Genomic DNA, 21103 nt, shown 5'->3' on the forward strand with positions numbered 1-21103 from the left:
GAACGCCTCACATCCGGAAGACGCCGAAGCCACCGCGCGCGCCCTCGTAGGGTGCCGTGTGGATCGCGGACAGGCACAGGCCCAGGACGGTCCGGGTGTCACGCGGGTCGATGACGCCGTCGTCGTACAGCCGCCCGGACAGGAACATCGGCAGGGACTCGGACTCGATCTGCTGCTCGACCATCGTGCGCAGCGCCGCGTCGGCCTCTTCGTCGTAGGGAAGCCCCTTCGCGGCGGCCGACTGCCGGGCCACGATCGACAGGACGCCCGCGAGCTGCTGGGGGCCCATCACGGCCGACTTGGCCCCGGGCCAGGCGAACAGGAAACGCGGGTCGTACGCGCGCCCGCACATGCCGTAGTGGCCGGCGCCGTACGAAGCGCCCAGGAGGACGCTCAGGTGCGGCACGCGCGAGTTGGACACCGCGTTGATCATCATCGAGCCGTGTTTGATGATGCCGCCCTGTTCGTACTCCTTGCCGACCATGTAGCCGGTGGTGTTGTGCAGGAACAGAAGCGGGATGTCGCGCTGGTTGGCGAGCTGGATGAACTGGGCGGCCTTCTGCGACTCCTCGCTGAACAGCACCCCGCGCGCGTTGGCGAGGATGCCGACCGGGTAGCCGTGCAGGGCGGCCCAGCCTGTGCACAGGCTCGGCCCGTACAGCGGTTTGAACTCGTCGAAGTCGGAGCCGTCGACCACGCGCGCGATGACCTCGCGCGGGTCGAACGGCACCTTGAGGTCGCCCGGCACGATCCCCAGCAGCTCCTCCGGGTCGTACTTCGGAGGCTCCGCCGGGCCCGGGTCGGGGTGTGCCTTGCGGTGGTTGAGCCGGGCGACGACCCTGCGGGCCTGCCGGATCGCGTCGCGCTCGTCGGACGCGAGGTAGTCCGCGAGACCCGACACGCGCGCGTGCATCCCGGCGCCGCCCAGGGACTCGTCGTCGCTCTCCTCGCCCGTGGCCATCTTCACCAGCGGCGGCCCGCCGAGGAACACCTTCGACCGGTCCTCGACCATGATCACGTGGTCGGACATCCCGGGGATGTACGCGCCCCCGGCGGTCGAGTTCCCGAAGACGACCGCGATCGTCGGGATCCCGGCGGCCGACAGGCGCGTGAGATCGCGGAAGATCGCGCCGCCGGGGATGAAGATCTCCTTCTGCGAGGGCAGATCGGCGCCGCCGGACTCGACCAGGCTGACGCAGGGCAGCCGGTTGGCGTACGCGATCTCGTTCGCGCGCAGTGCCTTCTTCAGGCTCCACGGGTTGCTGGCGCCCCCGCGCACGGTGGGGTCGTTCGCGGTGATCAGGCACTCGACGCCCTCAACGACGCCGATCCCGGTGACCAGCGAGGCGCCGACCGCGTACTCGCTCCCCCAGGCGGCCAGCGGCGACAGCTCCAGGAACGGTGTGTCCGGGTCGAGCAGCAGCTCCACGCGCTCGCGCGCGAGGAGCTTGCCGCGCGCCCGGTGCCGCGCGACGTACTTCTCGCCGCCGCCCGCGAGCGCCTTGGTGTGTTCGGCGTCGAGGTCGGCGAGTTTGCCGAGCATCACGTCGCGCGCGTCCGCGAAGTCGGGTCCCGCGGTGTCGAGGGCCGAGGCGAGGACGGTCACAGCAGTACCTCCGGTATGTCCAGGTGGCGGGCGCGCAGCCACTCGCCGAGGCCCTTCGCCTGCGGGTCGAAACGGTGCCGGGCGGCGACCCCCTCGCCGAGGATCCCCTCGACCACGAAGTTGAGCGCGCGCAGGTTCGGCAGGACGTGGCGTACGACCCTCAGCCCGGCGGTCTCCGGGAGGAGTGCGCGCAGCCGGTCGACGGTGAGGGTGTGCGCGAGCCAGCGCCAGGCGTCCTCGTCGCGCGCCCAGACGCCGATGTTGGCGTCCCCGCCCTTGTCGCCGCTGCGGGCGCCCACGACACGCCCCAGGGGCGCCCGGCGGGTCGGCCCGGCGGGCGGCAGCGGCTCGGGCAGCTCCGGGGCCCGCACAGGGGCTTCCCGGGGCTCGTGGGGCGGTACGGGGGCGGGGGCCGTGACGTGTGCCGGTGCCGCGATCACCACGCGCCCTCCGTCCGGCAGTACGGCGACCTGCTCGACGGCGCCCTGTTCGACCCGGGCCGCCTCGAAGACCCCGTACGGCTCGCCCTTGCCCGGTGGGGCCGTGACGTGGAAGCCGGGGTACGAGGCGAGGGCCAGCTCGACCGCCGCCGCGCCGAGCCGGCGGCCCACGGTGTCCTGGTCGGCGTCGCGCGCGACGAGGCGCAGCAGGGCGCTCGCGGTCTCCTCGCTGTCCGCGTCGGCGTGGTCGGTGCGGGCCAGCTCCCAGCGCACGTGCGCTGGGCGGGACTTGGCGGCGGCGAAGGCGTCGTCCATTTGCGCGCGGACCAGGTCGGCCTTGGCGTCGATGTCGAGGCCCGTGAGTACGAACACGACTTCGCCGCGCCAGCCGCCGAGCCGGTTGAGGCCGACCTTGAGGGTGGCCGGGGGCGCCTCGCCGCGTACCCCGCTGACGCGGACCCGGTCGGGGCCCTCCTGGGTGAGCCGCACGGTGTCCAGGCGCGCGGTGACGTCGGGTCCCAGGTAGCGGGGTCCCGTTGTCTCGTACAGGAGTTGCGCGGTGACCGTGCCGATGTCGACGACGCCTCCGGTGCCGTCGTGCTTGGTGATGACGCAGGAGCCGTCCTCGTGGATCTCGGCGATCGGGAACCCGGGGCGGCGCATCGCGCGCGGGGGGTGTGCCGTGAAGAAGGCGTAGTTGCCGCCGGTGGCCTGGGTGCCGCACTCCAGGATGTGCCCGGCGACGACGGCACCCGCGAGACGGTCGTAGTACGCGGAGCCTCCCGGCTCCCTCCGATCCCCCGGTCCCTCGGGCCCCTCCGGCTCACCCCGCTCCCCTGGCTCCCCCGGCTCCCATCCGAAGTGCGCGGCGGCCGGTCCGGTGACGAGCGCGGCGTCGGTGACGCGTCCCGTGACGACGATGTCGGCGCCCGCGCGCAGGCTCGCGGTGATGCCGGCGCCGCCGAGGTAGGCGTGGGCGGCGAGGACGCCTTCGCCCCAGCCCCCGCGCGCGAGGAGGTCGTCGCCCTCGACGTGCGCCACGCGTGCGGGGATGCCGAGCCGGTCGGCCAGTGCGCGGACGCGGTCGGCGAGTCCGGCCGGGTTGAGGCCGCCCGCGTTGGTGACGATCCGTACGCCCCGCTCGTGCGCGAGCCCCAGGCAGTCCTCCAGTTGGCGCAGGAACGTCTTGGCGTAGCCGGTTTCCCGGTCGCGCAGCCGGTCGCGGCCGAGGATGAGCAGGGTGAGTTCGGCGAGGTAGTCCCCGGTGAGGACGTCGAGTTCACCGCCGGTGAGCATCTCGCGGAGGGCGTCGAAACGGTCGCCGTAGAAGCCGGACGCGTTGCCGATGCGGAGGGGGCGGGGCGGGGGCGCGGGTGTCGGTGTCGGTACGGGCGGGGTCGTCATCGGCCGGCCTCCTCGCCGGGCGCCCCCTTGGGCGCGCGCCCCGCACCCGGCGGCCCCGCGAACGCCTGCGCGATGTCCAGCCACCGATCGGCGTCGGCACCCTCGGCCCGTACCGCCAGATCCGTGCGATGGGCGCGCTGGGTGACCAGCAGGCAGAAGTCCAGCGCGGGCCCGGTGACCCGCTGGGCGGCGTCCTCGGGGCCGTACGTCCAGATCTCGCCCGAGGGCGCGGTGAGTTCGACGCGGAACGCGTCGGCGGGAGCGTCGAGGCCCCGTACCGCGAAGGCGAAGTCCCGCGCGCGGATGCCGATCCGGGCGACGTGGCGCAAGCGGTCGCCGGGGACCCGCGTGGAGCCGAGCGCGTCGGCGACGTCCTGGCCGTGCGCCCAGGTCTCCATCAGCCGTCCGGTGGCCATCGACGCGGCCGACATGGGCGGGCCGTACCACGGGAAGCGGGTGCCCGACGGGGCGTCGCGGAGGACGCGTTCGAGGGCTTCGCGGCCGGTGCGCCAGGTGTCGAGCAGGTCGGCGGGCGGCAGCGCGGCGCCGCTTTCGGCGCCCTCGTCGACGAACCGGTCGGGCGCGGCGAGGGCCCGTTCGACCAGCGCGGCGAAGGCGGTGCGATCGGTGACGGCGAGCAGCGCCGAGCGGTCGGTCCAGGCGAGATGCGCGATCTGGTGGGCGACCGTCCAGCCCACCGCGGGCGTCGCGGCCCTCCAGCAGCCCTCTGGGAGCCCCGCGACGATCCGGTCGAGGTCCAGGGTCTCGGCGCGGAGATCGTCGATCACGGACGCCGTGACGCCGGTCGCCGTGGTGTCGGACGCCGTGGCATCGGATCGGGTTGCGGGCGCGGGGCGTTCGGGCGACGAGGCATCGGGCGACGGGTCGGACACGCTGCGCTCCCTCGGGGCACGGTGATGTGCCTGGGAGCATGGCAGCGGCGCCATAAACAAGCAAGCATGCTTGCATTAATTGAGGGAATGTTCCCCTGACGGCGCCTTTGGGCGCCCGGCGCCCACCTGCGTACGGATCGCCCCGATGCTCGCCGCGATGACCAGCGCGATGGCCGCGGCCTGCATGGCGGACATGGCCTGGCTGAGGACCAGGAATCCGGCGGTGGCCGCGATGGCCGGTTCCAGGCTCATCAGGACGGCGAACGTGGGCGCGGGCATCCGGCGCAGGGCCAGGAGTTCGAGGGTGTAGGGCAGCACGGAGGACAGGACGGCCACGGCGGCGCCGAGTGCGAGGGTGCTCGGTACGGCCATCTTCGCGGCGGATTCGACGAGCCCGAACGGCAGGATCAGGACGGCCGCGACGACCATGGCGAGCGCCAGCCCGTCGGCCTGCGGGAAACGGCGTCCCGTACGCGCGCTGAAGACGATGTACGCGGCCCACATGGCACCCGCGCCGAGGGCGAAGGCGACGCCGACCGGGTCGAGGCTGCCGAAGTCGCCGCCGCCGAGCAGGAAGACGCCGGCCAGGGCGAGGCCGGCCCAGACCAGGTTGATCAGGCGGCGCGAGGTGATCACCGAGAGGGCGAGCGGGCCGAGCACCTCCAGGGTGACGGCGGTGCCCATCGGGATACGGGCGACGGACTGGTAGTAGAGCCCGTTCATGGCGGCCATGACGGCGCCGAAGGCGAGGACGGTGCCCCAGTCCGCGCGCGAGTGGCCGCGCAGTTTGGGGCGGCAGATGACGACGAGTACGAGGGCGGCGAAGAGCAGACGCAGCGTGACGACGCCCATCGCGCCCGCGCGGGGCATCAGGCTGACGGCGAGGGCGGCGCCGAACTGTACGGAGATGCCGCCCGCGAGGACGAGTCCGACGGGCCCGAGGGCGTGCAGCCGCCCCTTGGTGCCGTCCGCCGCACCACCGCCCGCTCCGCCACCGCTCGCTCCCCCACCGCCCGCTTCGGCACCGCGTCGCCCGCGCGCGGGGAGCGCGGCGACGGCCTCCGGTTGCGCGACAACTGCGGAGGCCGGGGCGGGGGCCGGGGTTGCCGACCGGTCGGCGGGCGGGACGTTCACGGGTGTCCTTCCAGAACGAGAGTGAACGGGAGACGGAGGCACTGCGGTCGATCCGACCGAACAGTCCACCAGGCTGAACTCACCGGTCCACGGTAATGGACTACGTCAGGACTGTGAACCTCTTTTACGGCTGTACGGCTCAGAGTGCCGTACCTCACGCTAGGCGCCCCGCCCCACCCTGTGAAATGCCGGTCGCGCTCCCGTTATGCACCGCGCGCATGGCGGAGGGCGACATGGCAGGCTGGCGGCCATGAGCGGTCTCCGTGCTCTTGAGATTCGGCATCTGCGCTGCTTCCTGGCGATCGCCGACGAGGGCAACGTCACGCGCGCGGCGGCCCGGCTGCGGCTGACACAGCCCGCCGTGTCCCGGACGCTGGCGGCGCTGGAGAGCGCGCTCGGCGTCCGCCTGGTCGACCGCTCGACGCATCATCTGGAGCTGACGGCGGAGGGGCGCGCGTTCCGGGGGCGGGCGGTGGCCGCGGTGGCGGCCTTCGAGGACGCGCTCGACGCGGGGCGGGCGGCGCACCGGCCGCTGCGCGTGGGGCACGCGTGGTCGGCGGCGGGCCCGTACACGACGCCTTTGCTGCGTCGCTGGCGCGAAACCTACCCTGAGGTACCGCTCGAACTCCTCCGTATCGACGACCGGACGGCGGGCCTCACGCGCGGGCTCGTCGACGCGGCGCTGCTGCGGGGCCCGGTGCGGGTGGCGGGCCTGGTCACGGAGTTCCTGTACGAGGAGGCCCGGGTGGCCGCCCTCCCCTCCGACGACCCGCTGGCCGGCCGCACCGAACTCACCCTCGCCGACCTGTCGGACCGCACGATCGCCCTCAACACGGTGTCCGGCTCGACGGCACTCGACCTCTGGCCGCCGGAGATCCGCCCGACGTCCACGATCCCCGTGGCGAACACGGACGACTGGCTGGCGGCCATCGCGGCGACCTGCGCCATCGGCATCACGACGACAGCCACCGCCGACATGCACCCGCACACCTCGGTGACGTACGTCCCCCTCCCCGAGGCCCCACCCCTCCCGGTCACCCTGACCTGGCGCCCCGCCGCGACCCACCCGTCCCTGCGCGCCCTGATCACCCTGATCCACGAGGTGATCGACACCCACTGAGGACCACCGCCCGCCGGTGCCTTCGGTCGCGGTTCAGCCGGGGGTGAACTCGTACCGCAACTCGTAGAGGTGCCCCGCCTTGACCATCACCGTCGCCTCGACGGGACGCTCGTCGGCGCTGAAGACGACGCGCAGTGTGCGGAGCACCGGCAGATTGCCGGGAAGCAGAAGGGCAGCACACTGTTCCTGAGTCGGCACGCGCGCGGAGACGTCGTCCACGCTGCGGTGCGGGGGAAAGCCCAACTCGGCCAGGAGCACCGGAGTGCCGCCCCGAATCCTGCGACGCTCCGTGATCGGCGTCCCGCGCGCGATGTCCACCGGGTAGTACGAAGCGACGAGTTCGGCGGGCTCGCCGTCGAGGCTGAGGAGCTGACGCCGCAGCACGGCGGTGGCCCCGCCGACGAGGCTCAGCGCTCGGGAAACGTCTGCCGGAGGGACGACTTCCGCCACGTCGAGCAAGGTACTGACGGCCCGGACCCCGCCCCGTTCCGCCTCGGCGAGCCATCGGTAGGGCTCCCCCGACTTCGCGGGGGCCATGTAGGCAGCCGGACGCAACGTCCGCTGCCGGTGCTCGCGGACGGTCACGGCGGCGCCCGCACGGCCGACGACCAGGTGTTCGTCCTTGAGCAGCCCGAGCGCCTTCTGCACGGTGGCACTTGATGCGTCGAACCGGTCCTTGAGCTGCGCCGTGGAGGGCAGTCGGGCTCCCGGCGCCAAGTCGCCGCTCATGATCTCGTCCCGCAGATCGGCGGCGATCCTCTCGTGCAGAGGGCGGCGGTCGGACGCTTCCGGGTCGGTGCGGGGCACGGTCATCCGATCCTGATCTCGTACCGCAGGCGCCGGCGGTGGGCGGGCATGGTCATGAGATCGACCTGGAGAGGACGGTCGTCGGCGTCGAACGTGACCCGGGCGAGCCGCAACACCGGCTCGTCCGGCCCGGTCCGCAAGGTCTCGCGCTCATCCGGACGCGGAAGTCCGGCCATCACATCCTCGCGCACCCGTACACCGACGTATCCGAGTTCGGCCAGGAGCGTCACCGCCCCGCCCCGGATCTTGGCGGTCCCGGCCAACCGAGTATCGCGCGCGATCCCCACCGGGTAGTACGTGTCCGTCAACTCGCAGGGTTCGCCGTCCAGTTCGATCACGCGTCGGCGCACCACCACGGGCCGCCCCTCCGCGATGCCCAACAGCTCGGCCACCTGGCCGGGAGCGGGCACCTCGCCCGCCTGAACGACGCGTTGGGTACCGCGTCGCCCATGGCCGACGGCCTCACCGCTCCAGGCATCGGCCTGCCCCTGCCCCCGCGGCGTCAGATAGGGCATCGACGTACTCACCCAGTCGCTCGTGCCCATACGTCCTCCCAGAACGGCTCGGTGATCCCATACTGCGCGCTGCTTCGTACCGTAGGCGACTCACTCCGCGTTGCCACCCAAGGCCAAACCTTATTACCTTTCGCAAATAGCAGTACGGCCGACGCCATCGTACAAGCCCTGCTACTCAAGGCGGCGGTGTCCTGTGCTCTTGTCACAGCAACGACGATTCCCCAGATCTCCCCAGTCCATTGGGGCCGCTCGTACCTTCACGCTCGTCGTCCTGGCACAGTGGCGGATCACTGATCGGAGCGAGGACGTTCGTCTGTGCGTGTCCGAACTCGCCACCAACGCATTGCTGCATGGTGTCCCGCTCGGGCGTGAGTTCTGTGTCGGGCTCTCATGGGCCTGCGCGAAACTCCGCGTGGAGGTTCGGGACGGCGGAAGCGGCCGACCCGAGAGGCTTGCCCCGGGGCCGTCCGAGTGTTCCGGTCGAGGGCTGCTGCTGGCCGCTGAGCTGGCCGACGACTTCGGCGTCATCCATTACGCGATCGGCAAGACGGTGCGGGTGGACTTCAAGGTCTCCCCCGCCGGTGCTGAGTGACGACACTCAGCCGGAAGCACCCCTCGTGCCCTCCGGGACGCCGTCCCCCGGCGAATCCAGCGCCTCCGCCAACACCTCCGCCATATGCCGCCCCCGCCGACCCCTCAACACCCCTGACTCCCCCAACTCCCCCAACTCCCCCATTTCCCCCAACTGCGTACGACACGAATAGCCGTCCGTCAGCAGGACCGCTTCGGCTGGGGCCGCCGCCACCTCCGGGAGCAGAGTCTCCTCGGCGCACGCTTTGGAGATGTCGTAGTGGCCCTTCTCGAAGCCGAAGTTGCCTGCCAGGCCGCAGCAGCCTCCCGCCAGGGTGCCGGTCAGGCCGGCCGCCTCTCGTAGGCGGCGGTCCGCCGCGTCGCCCAGGACCGCGTGCTGGTGGCAGTGGGTCTGGCCCGCGATCGGGCGGGAGACGAGCGGGGGGCGCCAGTCGGGGGCCAGTTCCTCCAGGGACTCGGCGAACGTCCGGACCGAGTCGGCGAGTTCCCGCGCGCGTGGATCGTCCGGCAGCAGCTCCGGGAGGTCCGCCCTCAGCGCCGCCGCGCAGCTCGGTTCGAGGACCGTCACGGGGAGACCCAGCAGCGCCGGTTCCATCAGGTCCAGGGTGCGGCGCAACACCGCCCGCGCGCGGTCGAGCTGGCCCGTGGAGAGGTACGTCAGGCCGCAGCACACCCCGGTCGGCGCCAGTACCACCGTGCGGCCCGTGTCCTCCAGGACCCGTACCGCCGCCTTCCCCACCTCCGGCACCAGGTGGTTCGTGAACGTGTCCGGCCACAGCACCGCGATGTCACTCGTCGACAGCAGCAGCGTGCCCCGCGGGGTCCGGCGCGCGAACCAGCGCGCGAACGGTTCGCGCGGCAGGCGCGGGATGCCCCGTTCCGGCGCGATGCCACCCAGCCGCTTGGCCAGCGCCGTCAGCAGAGGCACGCGCGCGAGGGCGTTGATCAGCGGCGCCGTACGGGTCGCCGACACCGCGCGCAGCCAGCGCGGCAGCCACCCCAGCGCGTAGTGCGCCGCGGGACGTCTGCGGCCCTTGTAGTGGTGGTGCAGGAACTCCGCCTTGTACGTGGCCATGTCGACGCCCACCGGGCAGTCCGAACGGCATCCCTTGCACGACAGGCACAGGTCCAGCGCGTCCCGCACCTCCGTCGACCGCCAACCGTCCTTCACCACGGCGTCCGGAGCGCCTGCCATGCCCGCCAGCATCTCGTGCAGCAACCGCGCGCGCCCGCGCGTGGAGTGCTCCTCCTCACCCGTCGCCCGGTACGAGGGACACATCACGCCACTCTGCGTACCCACCGTCTCCGTACGGCACTTGCCCACCCCCACACACCGCCGCACCGCCGCCCCGAAGTCGCCCCCGTCGTGCGGGTACCCGAAGGCGACGTCGACCGGGCGGCTCGGCAGGACGGCGAAGCGCAGGTTCTCGTCCAGGCGGGCGGGGCGGACGAGGATGCCCGGGTTGAGGATGCCGTCCGGGTCCCACGCGTCCTTCACGCGCGCGAAGAGCCCCACCATGTCGGTCCCGTACATCCTCGGCAGGAGTTCCGCGCGGGCCTGCCCGTCGCCGTGCTCACCGGAGAGCGACCCGCCGTGTGCGACGACGAGATCCGCGAGGTCGCCCGAGAACGCCCGGAACCGGCCGATCCCCTCCGCGCTCAGCAGATCGAAGTCGATCCGCACATGGATGCAGCCGTCCCCGAAGTGCCCGTACGGCGTGCCCCGCAGCCCGTAGGAGGCCATCAGCGCGCGGAACTCACGGAGGTAGCCGCCCAGGCGCGCCGGCGGCACCGCGCAGTCCTCCCAGCCGGGCCACGCCTCGCTGCCGTCCGGCATCCGGGTCGCCGTACCGCTCGCGTCCTCGCGGACCCGCCACAGGGCGCGCTGCCCGGCCGGATCGGTCACCACGACCGCGTCCACGACGTCGGCGGCCCGCACGATCGCGTCAGCACGCGCGCGTGCCTCCGCCGCACTGTCACCGCCCGTCTCCACGAACAGCCAGGCCCCGCCGCCCGGCAGCCCGCCGGTGCCGGACGGCACCAGGTCGGCCGCCATGCCCTCGACGGTGAGCGGACCGTACGGCAGCAGCCCGGCCGCCGCGTCGGCCGCCGCGCCCTCGTCGGCGTACCCGAGTACGGCCAGCGCACGCGCGCGGGGTGCGTCCACCAGCCGGACCGTCGCCTCCGTGACGATCCCGAGGGTGCCCTCGGAGCCGCAGAGGGAGCGCGCCACGTCGACACCGTTCTCGGGCAGCAGCGCGTCCAGCGCGTACCCGGAGATCCGGCGCGGGAGAGCGGGGAAGCCGGTGCGCAGGAGGGCGAGGTCCCCGTCCACGAGGGGGCGCAGGGCGTCGGGGGCGCCGGACCAGCCCCGGCCCAGGCGGCGAAGGGTGACGGACCCGGGGCCGCACACGGCGGCGGTCAGCTCGCGGACCTGGTCGGCGGTCGTCCCGTACGCCACCGAGTGCGAGCCGCAGGAGTTGTTGCCGATCATCCCGCCCAGCGTGCAGCGGCTGTGCGTCGACGGGTCGGGCCCGAACCGCAGCCCGTGCGGTGCCGCCGCCTCCTGGAGCCGGTCCAGGACCAGACCCGGCTGGACCACGGCGGTGCGCGACGCGGGGTCGAGGGAGACCAACCGGTTCAGATGGCGGGTGAAGTCGAGGACGACGCCGACCCCGGTGGCCTGCCCCGCGATCGAGGTGCCGCCGCCGCGCGCGACGACCGGTACCCCGTGCTCCCGGCACACGGTGAGCGCCGCGATCACGTCGTCCGCGTCCCGGGGCGCGACGACGCCCAGCGGGACACGCCGGTAGTTGGAGGCGTCCATGGTGGTCAGCGCGCGTGCCGTGACCCCGAAGTCGACCTCGCCCCGCACGACGCCCCGCAACCGCGCCGCCAGTTCCCCCGCCGCGCCGTGATCGAAATCGGTCATGGCACCAGCATGGAGGAGGGATCGTCCGTGGGGTGACATCCTCGTCTCACCCCACGGACGCCTCACCCGGCGGCGGCCGGCGAGCGGCTAGGCTCGCCGCGTGGCTGAGATCCAGATTCCCGCTGACATCAAGCCCGCGGACGGCCGTTTCGGCGCGGGCCCCTCCAAGGTGCGTACGGAGGCGCTGGACGCGCTGGCCGCCACCGGTACCTCTCTGCTCGGCACCTCCCATCGGCAGGCCCCCGTCAAGAACCTGGTCGGCCGGGTCCGCGAGGGCGTACGCGACCTGTTCGCGCTGCCCGACGGGTACGAGGTGATTCTGGGCAACGGCGGCTCGACCGCCTTCTGGGACATCGCGACGCACGGGCTCATCGAGTCCAAGTCGCAGCACCTGTCGTTCGGCGAGTTCTCGTCGAAGTTCGCGAAGGCAGCGAAGCTCGCGCCCTGGCTCGCGGACCCGTCGGTCATCGCGACCGACCCGGGGACCCACCCGGACCCGGTGGCCGAGGCGGGCGTCGACGTGTACGCGTACACGCACAACGAGACCTCGACCGGTGTCGCGATGCCCATCAAGCGGGTCGCCGGCGCGGACGAGGGGTCACTCGTTCTGGTGGACGCGACGTCCGGCGCGGGCGGTCTGCCCGTGGACATCGCCGAGACGGACGTGTACTACTTCGCGCCGCAGAAGTCCTTCGCCTCGGACGGCGGTCTGTGGATCGGCGTGTTCTCGCCCGCCGCGATCGAGCGCGCCGAGCGGATCCACGCGAGCGGCCGGCACGTACCGGAGTTCTTCTCGCTGCCGACGGCGATCGACAACTCCCGCAAGAACCAGACGTACAACACCCCGGCGCTCGCCACGCTGTTCCTGCTCGGCGAGCAGCTGAACTGGCTCAACGGCCAGGGCGGGCTCGACTGGTCGGTGCGCCGCACGGCGACGTCCGCGCGGACACTGTACGGCTGGGCCGAGGACATCAAGTACGCGAACCCGTTCGTGACGGACCCGGCGAAGCGGTCGCAGGTCATCGGCACCATCGACTTCGCGGACGACGTGGACGCGGCGGCGGTCGCCAAGGTGCTGCGCGCCAACGGCATCGTCGACACCGAGCCGTACCGCAAGCTCGGCCGCAACCAACTCCGCGTGGCGATGTTCCCGGCGATCGACCCGTCGGACGTCGAGGCGCTGACGAAGTGCGTGGACTACGTCATCGAGCAGCTCTGAGAGCAGTTCTGACGCGAACAGATTTCCCGGGTACGGGGTGGTCGCACCGGTCGTCGGTGGGCCACCCCGTACCCATGTCACCCCGTACCCATGTCACCCCGTACCCCGGTCACCCCCGCCGCCGTCCACCCCCGTCCACCCTTGTCCACCCCTCGGACATCACCTGCTCAACCGCTGGAACCTCCGTACCGCAAGAGGCAGGAAGATCGCGGTGAGGATCAGCGGCCACACCACCGCCATCAGCAGGCCGTGCTGTTCCACCCAGGAGGTGGAGCCGCCGACCGGGTTGCCGAGGAGTTCGCGGGCCGCGATCGCGGTCGACGAGATCGGGTTCCAGGCGGCCACCCAGCCGAGCCAGTCCGGCATCAGCTGGGGCGCCACGAAGATGCTGGAGATCATCGTCAGCGGGAAGGCGACCGCGAAGAGGCTGCCGGCCGCCTCCGGGTTGGGCACCAGGAGGCCGAGCCAGACGCCGACCCAGATCAGCGCGAACCGCAGCAGCATCAGCAGTCCGAACGTGCCGAGCAGACCCGGTACCCCGTCCGGCCGCCAGCCCATGGCCAGCGCGGTCAGTATCAGGATCGCCAACTCGGCGCAGGCGACCAGGAGATCGGTCAGGCCCCGCCCGGTGACGACCGCGGACGGCGCCATCGGCATGGAGCGGAACCGGTCGATCACGCCCTTGGTCGACTGGGTGGCGACGATCACCGCGGTGTTCATGAAGCCGAAGGTCATCGTCATGACGAACATGCCCGGCATCAGGAAGTCCCGGTAGTCGCCGCCACCGGGCACGACCATCGCGCTGCCGAAGACATAGCCGTACAGCAGCACCGACACGATCGGGAAGCCGAGCTGCCAGAGGATGGCGACGGGTTGGCGACGGTAGTGGGTGAGGCCCTGGCGGACCAGGTTCAGGGAGTCGGCCACCGCCCAGAACAGGCGGCCGTGGGAGTCGCCGGGGGGCGCCACGGCGGGCCCGTCGCCACTCCCCGCGCCGACCGTCTTCGCCGCCTCCGTCGCTTCCGGCGCCTTCTTCGCCGTGACGCTCATGCCTTCGCCTCCGTCCGGTGGCCTGTCAGGGTCAGGAACACGTCGTCCAGGCTGGGTCGGCGCAGCCCGATGTCCTCGACGGCGACACCCTCGTCCTGAAGGGTGCGCGCCACCTCGGTGAGCGCGGCCACGCGGTCGGCGACCGGGGCGTGCACCCGGCGCTCGGTCTCGTCGGTGCCGGGTTCGCCGTCGCTGACCCGGGCGACGGCCTCGACCGCGCGCGGGATGTCGGCGGCCTCGGTGACGACGACCTCGATCCGGTCGCCGCCCACGGTGTTCTTCAGACCGTCCGGGGTGTCGTCGGCGATGGCCCGCCCCTGGTCGATCACGGTGATGTGCGAGGCGAGTTTGTCGGCCTCGTCGAGGTACTGCGTGGTCAGCAGCACGGTGGTGCCGGAGGCGACGAGGTCCCGGATGGTGTCCCAGACCTCGCCGCGACCGCGCGGGTCGAGCCCGGTCGTCGGCTCGTCCAGGAAGAGGACGTCCGGCGTGAGGATCATCGAGGCGGCGAGGTCGAGCCGCCGGCGCATTCCGCCGCTGTACTTGCCGACGCCCTGGTCGGCGGCGTCCACCAGGTCGAACTGGGCGAGGAGTTCGGTAGCGCGGTGGGCGGCGCGGCGCCCGCCGAGGTGGAAGAGGCGGCCGAACAGCTCCAGGTTCTGGCGGCCGGTGAGTACCTCGTCCACCGCCGCGTACTGGCCGGTGAGGCCGATGCGACCGCGCACCCCGCGCGGGTTCTTCGCCACGTCGAGCCCGGCGACCGTGGCCCGGCCGCCGTCCACCCTGATGAGGGTGGAGAGGATGCGTACGGCGGTGGTCTTGCCCGCGCCGTTCGGCCCCAGGAGGCCGTGCACCGTGCCCGCGCGGACGGCGAGGTCGAAGCCGTCCAGGGCCCGTTTCTCGCCGTACCACTTCTCCAGCCCTTCGGCTCTCACCGCGTAGCCGTCTCCGTATCCGTCCGCGTATCCGCCCGTATGCATGGTTCCGTTCCCCTCCATCGACCGACGGCCATGAATTGAGTACACCGTACCCCATTGAGAGTACAGCGTACCCAGTTAACGGCTCCACCGATTAAGCTGGCCCCATGGCGAGCAAGGGCCCGGCGGCGGGCGAGGGCACGGGCAAGGACAGCGGCAGCGGCGACGGAAGTGCGCCCCGCAGTGGGAGCGGCGACATCCAGCGCACCATCGAACTGCTCTGGGACACCGGCCGCCGCCCGAGCCGCGGCCCCAGACCCGCGCTCACGCTCGACCGCATCGTGGAAGCGGCCGTCCGGATCGCGGACGCCGAGGGGCTGGACGCCGTCTCGATGCGACGGCTGTCGACCGAGCTGGGCACCGGCACGATGTCGCTCTACCGCTACATCCCGGGCAAGGCCGAGCTGCTGGACCTGATGCTGGACCGGGTGCAGACGCCGGCCGACGAGCCGGAGGCGTTCGACGGGGGGTGGCGCGAGGCAGTGAGGCTCGGGGCCCACGAACAACTCGCCCTCTACGGGCGCCACCCCTGGCTGCTCCTGGTCAACCAGGCCCGTCCGGTGCTCGGCCCCGGCACGATCGGCAGTCTGGAGAGGATGTTCGGCAGAATCCGCCCGATGGGCCTGCGCGACCCCGAGCTGCTGTCGGTGATCATGCTGGTCGACGGGTATGTGACCGGGGTCGCGCGGTCCCATGTGCACGCGGTCGAGGCGGAGCAGCGTACGGGTCTGACGGACGCCGATTTCTGGCAGGCGCAGGAGCCTCAGCTGACGAAGGCCATGATGAGCGGACGGTATCCGCAGATGGCGTCGCTGTCGGAGGACACCTTCGGGCCGGACTTCGACCACTTCACGTTCGGCCTGGAGCGGATCCTCGACGGACTGGAGCTGCTGGTGTCCGCCAGGTCGTCCGGTACGACGGGTGCGGGTCCGGCGGGTCCGGTGGGTTCGGTGGGTTCGGCGGGATGACAGACGGCCCGTCGCGTGCCTCCATGGAGTCATGACTCCAGCACAGGAAGCGGGCGGGGCGCTGACCCCGTTCAAGAAGCAGTACACGGCCCTGCTGACCAGCCACAAGCGCGACGGTACGGGGGTCGGCACCCCGGTCAACATCGCCGTCGACGGCGACCACGCCTATGTCCGTACGTTCGGCAAGGCGTGGAAGGTGAAGCGAATGCGCAACAACCCCGAGGTGGAGCTGGCACCGTCCACCGTACGGGGCAGGCCGACCGGGCCTGAGGTGAAGGCGCGGGTGCGGCGCCTTGACGAGGGCAGCGAAGAGTTCCGGCACGCGGCCCGGCTGATCCGCCGCAAGTACCCCGTGGTGCACGGCGTCTGGGTGTCCCTGGCGCACAAGGTCCAGCGGGACAAGGACGTGTACTACGAGGTCACGGCGGTGACCCGGCCGGACGCGGCACCCGGAAACGCTTAGGACCTGCCGCGCCTGCCGCCCCCACCCCGCCCGAAGAGGCGCTTCAGCCCGAAGACCACGGCGAGGCCGACGGCCAGGACGAGGGCGCCCACCTTGTAGTCGGCGGTCGTCCCGTCGCCGCCGCCGTCCGCGCCGGCGCCCGGCTTCCCGCTTCCGCCCGGCGACGCCTCGCCCCCGGCGCCCGGCAGCTTCCCCGGCTGCACCGGCGACTGCTCGCCCTCGCTCCCGTACAGGAGAGTCGTTCCGTCGGGTGTGTACGTGATGGATTCGCCCTGGCCCTGGAGGGGGACGCTGAGCCGGCCCTGCCGCTTGGGCCTGCCGTCCTGCCAGGAGAAGAGGACCCCGCCGAAGTAGCCGCGCAGCGCGAGATGGGTGCCGTCGGGCGAGAACGCGCCGTCCGTCACCCACAGATCGGTCGCCGCGATCCGCTTGAACACATTGGTCCCGCTCGTGGACAGCTCGGCCGGGCCCTCGTACAGGGAGCCGCCGTCCTCCTTCTTGTCGGCGATGTAGACCCGCCCGGTCTTCGGATGGACCATCAGCGCCTCGGCGTTGCGGGCGCCGTCCGCGTACCGCACGTCGTACTGCGTGGCCTTGATCGTCTGGTCCCGCAGCTCCTTCGGCTCGGGGAGCGTGTAGATCCACACGTGGTCCCAGGAGCCGTCGAGGTTGTCGCCGATGTCGCCGACGTACAGCTTGCCGTCGGGGCCGAGCGAGATGGCCTCGACGTCGCGGGGGCTGCCGACGCCGCTCATCGTCACGGTGGCGACGGTCTCGCCGGTGCGGGCGTCGACCGCGTACAGGTAGGCGCCGTCGTCGCTGTCGTTGTGCGTCCAGTAGACGCCCTTGTGCACCTTGGACGCGGCCAGGCCACTGGACTCGGTGATCCTCGGATCCTTGAGCGTGAACCCACCGGCCCCGATGTCCTCGGCGGACGCGGGCGCGGGGGTCAGCGGAACCGTCAGGGCGGCGAGCAGCACGACCCCGGCAACCGACAGATACGAACGCATGGGCCCAAGGTTGCCATCCCGCAGGGGTGTTCGGACCGGCGGCCCGAAGTGAGGGCTCCCCGCCACCTCGTCCGAACGGGCATCCGCCATGATGAGCGGATGCTCAGGTTCATGTTCGTCGGCGATTCGCAGACCATCGGCAGCGCGGGCGACCACACCTGGCGCTACCGCATGTGGGAACACCTGCGCGAGACGCTGGGCGGACCGTTCGAGATCGTCGGCCCGCGTGAGGCGCTGTACGACATCGCACGCGACGAACCGTCGTCGTACGAGTACGCGGACCCGGACTTTCCGCGCGCCCATCTCGCCGGCTGGGGCGAGGGGTGGACGCACATGGCGCCGCTGATCCGCGAGGAGGTGCGGGCGCGGCGCGCGGACGTCCTGCTGGTCGCCCTCGGCCTGATCGACCTCGGCTTCTACACGGACGCCCGGCAGACCGCCGGGAACGTACGCCGGTTCGTGGCCGGGGCGCGCGCGGCGAACCCGCGGATACGGATGGTGTTGCTGCCGGTCATACCCAACGTCCGCGCCCGCGACGACGCGGACTTCGCCGCCGAGGTCGCCCTGTTCAACGAACTCCTCGCGAAGGAGGTCGCCGACGCGGACGAGCCCCGCTCCCCCCTCCTCCTCGCCTCACCGCCCGATGCATACGACATCGACCACGACACGCATGACGGCACCCATCCGAATGGGGCGGGCGAGCGGAAGGTGGCGGCGGCGTTCGCGAGCGCCTTGCACCAGGGGTGGGACGTGGGCGGCTCCTGCGCGGAAACGACATGAGCCGGACCCCGTAACCCGTTCGCCGTGCGTATCGTTGTATTGCGCGGCCGTGTCTGACCGAGTGCGGCCGGGGAGGAGCGCCACGATGACCGTCGTAGAGACCGACAGGATCGAGATGGCCGACGCCAGGATGTCAGAGCTCGATGAGCTGTTCGACAAGGTGGAAACCCCCGAGGGATACAAGATGGAAATCGTCGGGGGAATTGTCTACATGTCGCCGCAACGGGATGCCCACTGGGAAATCATCCGACGGATCGTCCGGGTGCTGGAGGATGCCTTCGGCATGAATGTCAAGGTGAAGTCGGACGTACGAATCGATTTCCCTGGCCTGCTGAACGGTCTGTGTCCTGATGTCGCCAAGCTGACGGCGACGGCTGAACGGAACGAAGAGGGACGCTGGCGCTACGAGGACATCGAGTTCATCGCCGAGGTCATCTCCCGGGGCACCGCCGCCAACGACTACGGCCCGAAGAAGGTCGTATACGCCGAAGCCGGTGTGCCGGTCTACCTGATCGCCGACCCCTACCAGGGCAAGTGCCACCTCTACACCGAACCCAAGGACGGCGACTACACGGTCGAGACCACCGTCTCCTTCGGCCGGGACATCGACCTCGGCGCCCCCCTCGAAGGTCTCACCCTCGCCACCGCCGACTTCCCCCGCGACTGACACGCCGCCGCCCGCTCTTGCCTGGAGTGCGCTCCAAGTCGTTGGGTGGAGGCATGAAGTACACGCAGCTCGGACGCACGGGACTCAAGGTCAGCCGGCTCGTCCTCGGCACCATGAACTTCGGTCCCCAGACCGACGAGGCCGACAGCCACGCCATCATGGACGCGGCGCTGGCCTCGGGGATCAACTACTTCGACACCGCCAATGTGTACGGCTGGGGCGAGAACAAGGGCCGTACGGAATCGATCATCGGCACCTGGTTCGCGCAGGGCGGCGACCGCCGGGACAAGGTCGTCCTCGCGACCAAGGTGTACGGGAACATGGCCGCCGACGGCGACGCCTGGCCCAACCACGACAAGCTCTCCGCCGTGAACATCCGGCGGGCGGTCGACGCGAGCCTGAAGCGGCTCCAGACCGACTACATCGACATCTACCAGTTCCACCACATCGACCGGAGCACCCCGTTCGAGGAGATCTGGCAGGCCGTCGACGTCCTGGTCCAGCAGGGCAAGATCCTCTACGCCGGTTCCAGCAACTTCCCCGGCTACAAGATCGCCCAGGCCAACGAGGTGGCGGCGCGCCTCGGCAGCCTCGGTCTGGTCAGTGAGCAGTGCCTCTACAACCTCGCCGAGCGCCGCGCCGAGATGGAGGTCATCCCGGCTTCGCAGGAGTACGGGCTCGGCGTCATCCCCTGGTCCCCGCTGCACGGCGGTCTCCTCGGCGGTGTGATCCGCAAGGAGACCGAGGGCGGGCGGCGCGCGTCGGGGCGGGCGGCCGAGGCGTTGGCCGACCCGGCGACGCGCGCACAGCTCCAGTCGTACGAGGATCTGCTCGACAAGCATGGTCTGGAGCCGGGCGAGGTCGCCCTCGCATGGCTGCTGACGCGACCCGGGGTCACCGGGCCGATCGTCGGTCCGCGCACCGCCGGGCAGCTCGAATCGGCGCTGCGGGCGGTCGAGCTGGAGCTGTCGGACGAGCTGCTGACGTCCCTGGACGAGATCTTCCCGGGGCCGGGTCCGTCCCCGGAAGCCTTCGCCTGGTAGTCAGCGGGTGCTCACGTGGCGGTCGCGGCCGGTCATCCGCCGGCCGCTGCCGCCACGGCCACGACGAGGAACATCAGCACAAGCACACCGGCCATGATCCGGTTACGGGTTTTGGGGTCCACGCCTTCGAGGTTAACCGGCGCCTTCGAGCGGCGGTGCGGCGACCGTCTCGTAACGCGGCTGCTCCCCCGGTACGCCGCTGCGCGGCAGGTTGCTGCGGACCAGGGCCAGCTCGCCCACGGTCCACTCGCTGCCGGTGAATCCGTCGAGCCCGGCGACGTACGGGCCGAGGTCGACGGGCGCCGTGCGGCTGCGGGCCAGGGAGAGGTGCGGGCGGAACCGGTGATGCTCCTCGGTCGGCAGCCCGGCCCGGCGCGCGGCGGCCTCGGCGCGGTCCGCGAGGAGCCGCATCGCGCGGGTGTCCCCGGCGACCCCGGCCCACAGGGACCGGCCGCCGGACCGGCCGCCGAAGAGGCCCGCGCCGCGCAGGGCGAGGGGGAAGGGCGCGGTGCGGTGCGCGGCCCGGGTGAGGCGTTCGGTCAGCTCCGGCAGGGAGTCGTCCGGGACCTCGCCGTAGAAGGCCAGGGTGAGATGCCACCCTGCCCGCCCGGTCCAGCGCAGGTCACCGGCGCCCGGCAGGGCGAGCAACGGGTCGACCGCGCGGCCGAGTTCGGCGAGGAAGGGGGCCGGGGGCAGAACGGCGGCGAAGAGTCTCATCCCGTCAGTCTTCCGGTTACCCTCCCCCGATGGAGAAGATCGGCATCAGGAAGGGCGGGGCCGACGACATCCCCGCGATACTCGCCATGCTCGACAGCTCGGTGGCCTGGCTCGCCGCGCAGGGCCGCACGGGCCAGTGGGGCACGGACCCCTGGTCGGCCAACCCGAAGGCGGTCGAGACGGTACGGCGGTACGTGGCCGAAGGGGAGCCGTGGATCGCCGAGGTCGACGGCGTACCGGCGGGAACCCTGACGCTGACGGACGGCCCGGGACCGTATCTGGAGCGGGCGCCCGAGCCCGAGCGCTACATCCACATCCTGGCGACGGACCGCCGCTACGCGGGGCTCGGCGTGGGCGCGGCCCTCCTGTCCCACGCGGCGGAGGAGACCCGCCGGGCGGGCATCTCCCTGCTCCGCGTCGACTGCTACGCGGGCGACGACGGCAAACTCGTCGCGTACTACGAATCCCAGGGCTTCACGTCGACGGAGCCTTTCACGGTCGGCGAGAACAAGTGGCCGGGCCGGGTACTGGCCCGCCGAATACAGCCTCCGGCTCGGTGACCGGGCCCGGGGCGCGCTGAGCGCCGCTCCGGCGGAACAGACACCCCGGCGCGGCGGGGGTGCCGCTCACTGAAACCCGCCGCAGCGCCCTCCAGCCACCTGCGACCGTGCCCGGCGGTGGACTGCACGACCGCAGCCCCCGGTGATTGGGGCTCGCCGCAGGGGGCACCCCCCGACCCCGCCCGAACCAGCCGCAACAGTCGAGTA

At 71.8% G+C, this 21103-nt stretch carries 20 protein-coding genes; 9 read left to right on the plus strand and 11 right to left on the minus strand.

The annotated features are described in order from the left end of the window. Positions 1-7 precede the first annotated feature (7 nt). The 4 genes from ACIQNU_RS21575 to ACIQNU_RS21590 form a co-directional block, all read right to left on the minus strand. Positions 8-1606, minus strand: coding sequence for an acyl-CoA carboxylase subunit beta (locus ACIQNU_RS21575; protein WP_401368658.1), 1599 nt, complete (start codon positions 1604-1606; stop codon positions 8-10). Beyond that, positions 1603-3450, minus strand: coding sequence for an acyclic terpene utilization AtuA family protein (locus tag ACIQNU_RS21580; protein WP_401368661.1), 1848 nt, complete (start codon positions 3448-3450; stop codon positions 1603-1605). The genes ACIQNU_RS21575 and ACIQNU_RS21580 overlap by 4 nt, the downstream gene beginning before the upstream one ends. Continuing rightward, on the minus strand, positions 3447-4238 hold the full coding sequence (locus ACIQNU_RS21585; RefSeq protein WP_401369017.1) for a TIGR03084 family metal-binding protein: 792 nt from the start codon (positions 4236-4238) through the stop codon (positions 3447-3449). Before ACIQNU_RS21585 ends, ACIQNU_RS21580 begins: the two co-directional genes overlap by 4 nt. A gap of 180 nt (positions 4239-4418) precedes the next feature. Continuing rightward, complete coding sequence (locus ACIQNU_RS21590; RefSeq protein WP_401368664.1) at positions 4419-5477, minus strand: EamA family transporter; 1059 nt, start codon at positions 5475-5477, stop codon at positions 4419-4421. A gap of 250 nt (positions 5478-5727) precedes the next feature. Here ACIQNU_RS21590 and ACIQNU_RS21595 point away from each other — a divergent pair, with 250 nt between their 5' ends. Then, positions 5728-6597 carry a LysR family transcriptional regulator gene (locus ACIQNU_RS21595; protein WP_401368667.1) on the plus strand — a complete coding sequence of 290 codons (870 nt, stop codon included), beginning with the start codon at positions 5728-5730 and terminating at the stop codon, positions 6595-6597. A gap of 33 nt (positions 6598-6630) precedes the next feature. Here ACIQNU_RS21595 and ACIQNU_RS21600 read toward each other — a convergent pair whose 3' ends face one another. Together ACIQNU_RS21600 and ACIQNU_RS21605 are read right to left on the minus strand one after the other, a co-directional pair. Then, positions 6631-7410, minus strand: a complete 780-nt coding sequence (locus ACIQNU_RS21600) for a GntR family transcriptional regulator (protein WP_401368670.1) — start codon at positions 7408-7410, stop codon at positions 6631-6633. After that, positions 7407-7949: a UTRA domain-containing protein gene (locus tag ACIQNU_RS21605; protein ID WP_401368672.1), complete on the minus strand. Its 543-nt coding sequence runs from the start codon at positions 7947-7949 to the stop codon at positions 7407-7409. The genes ACIQNU_RS21600 and ACIQNU_RS21605 overlap by 4 nt, the downstream gene beginning before the upstream one ends. Before the next feature lie 163 nt (positions 7950-8112). Here ACIQNU_RS21605 and ACIQNU_RS21610 point away from each other — a divergent pair, with 163 nt between their 5' ends. After that, entirely contained in the window at positions 8113-8511 is a 399-nt protein-coding gene (locus ACIQNU_RS21610; protein ID WP_401368675.1) for an ATP-binding protein, read from the plus strand. Between the two features lie 6 nt (positions 8512-8517). Here ACIQNU_RS21610 and ACIQNU_RS21615 read toward each other — a convergent pair whose 3' ends face one another. Beyond that, positions 8518-11442 carry an FAD-binding and (Fe-S)-binding domain-containing protein gene (locus tag ACIQNU_RS21615; RefSeq protein ID WP_401368678.1) on the minus strand — a complete coding sequence of 975 codons (2925 nt, stop codon included), beginning with the start codon at positions 11440-11442 and terminating at the stop codon, positions 8518-8520. Between the two features lie 100 nt (positions 11443-11542). Between ACIQNU_RS21615 and serC the strand changes: the two genes are divergently transcribed. Then, complete coding sequence (gene serC, locus ACIQNU_RS21620; RefSeq protein WP_401368681.1) at positions 11543-12661, plus strand: phosphoserine transaminase; 1119 nt, start codon at positions 11543-11545, stop codon at positions 12659-12661. A 159-nt stretch (positions 12662-12820) separates the two neighbouring features. Here serC and ACIQNU_RS21625 read toward each other — a convergent pair whose 3' ends face one another. Together ACIQNU_RS21625 and ACIQNU_RS21630 are read right to left on the minus strand one after the other, a co-directional pair. After that, positions 12821-13711, minus strand: a complete 891-nt coding sequence (locus ACIQNU_RS21625; protein ID WP_401368684.1) for an ABC transporter permease — start codon at positions 13709-13711, stop codon at positions 12821-12823. Further along, positions 13708-14691 carry an ATP-binding cassette domain-containing protein gene (locus ACIQNU_RS21630; RefSeq protein ID WP_401368687.1) on the minus strand — a complete coding sequence of 328 codons (984 nt, stop codon included), beginning with the start codon at positions 14689-14691 and terminating at the stop codon, positions 13708-13710. Before ACIQNU_RS21630 ends, ACIQNU_RS21625 begins: the two co-directional genes overlap by 4 nt. A gap of 104 nt (positions 14692-14795) precedes the next feature. Here ACIQNU_RS21630 and ACIQNU_RS21635 point away from each other — a divergent pair, with 104 nt between their 5' ends. After that, complete coding sequence (locus tag ACIQNU_RS21635; protein ID WP_401368690.1) at positions 14796-15656, plus strand: TetR/AcrR family transcriptional regulator; 861 nt, start codon at positions 14796-14798, stop codon at positions 15654-15656. 31 nt (positions 15657-15687) lie between these two features. After that, entirely contained in the window at positions 15688-16119 is a 432-nt protein-coding gene (locus ACIQNU_RS21640; RefSeq protein ID WP_401368693.1) for a PPOX class F420-dependent oxidoreductase, read from the plus strand. Here ACIQNU_RS21640 and ACIQNU_RS21645 read toward each other — a convergent pair. Next, positions 16116-17129: a WD40 repeat domain-containing protein gene (locus tag ACIQNU_RS21645; protein ID WP_401368695.1), complete on the minus strand. Its 1014-nt coding sequence runs from the start codon at positions 17127-17129 to the stop codon at positions 16116-16118. The two genes, ACIQNU_RS21640 and ACIQNU_RS21645, sit on opposite strands and share 4 nt — an antisense overlap. 99 nt (positions 17130-17228) lie before the next feature. Between ACIQNU_RS21645 and ACIQNU_RS21650 the strand changes: the two genes are divergently transcribed. From ACIQNU_RS21650 to ACIQNU_RS21660, 3 genes are all read left to right on the plus strand, one after another. Then, complete coding sequence (locus tag ACIQNU_RS21650) at positions 17229-17909, plus strand: GDSL-type esterase/lipase family protein (protein ID WP_401368697.1); 681 nt, start codon at positions 17229-17231, stop codon at positions 17907-17909. Positions 17910-17994: 85 nt separating this feature from the next. After that, on the plus strand, positions 17995-18576 hold the full coding sequence (locus ACIQNU_RS21655; protein ID WP_401368699.1) for a Uma2 family endonuclease: 582 nt from the start codon (positions 17995-17997) through the stop codon (positions 18574-18576). Between the two features lie 53 nt (positions 18577-18629). Next, entirely contained in the window at positions 18630-19619 is a 990-nt protein-coding gene (locus tag ACIQNU_RS21660) for an aldo/keto reductase (protein ID WP_401368702.1), read from the plus strand. Positions 19620-19751: 132 nt separating this feature from the next. On the opposite strand, the gene thpR is transcribed toward ACIQNU_RS21660, so the two are convergent. Further along, the gene (gene thpR, locus ACIQNU_RS21665; protein ID WP_401368705.1) at positions 19752-20336 is read right to left on the minus strand and encodes an RNA 2',3'-cyclic phosphodiesterase; all 585 of its coding nucleotides are present in this window, start codon (positions 20334-20336) and stop codon (positions 19752-19754) included. A 29-nt stretch (positions 20337-20365) separates the two neighbouring features. Between thpR and ACIQNU_RS21670 the strand changes: the two genes are divergently transcribed. Then, positions 20366-20896, plus strand: coding sequence for a GNAT family N-acetyltransferase (locus ACIQNU_RS21670; protein WP_401368708.1), 531 nt, complete (start codon positions 20366-20368; stop codon positions 20894-20896). Positions 20897-21103 lie beyond the last annotated feature (207 nt).

This window comes from Streptomyces sp. NPDC091292 (assembly GCF_044757265.1).
Classification (GTDB): Bacteria; Actinomycetota; Actinomycetes; order Streptomycetales; family Streptomycetaceae; genus Streptomyces.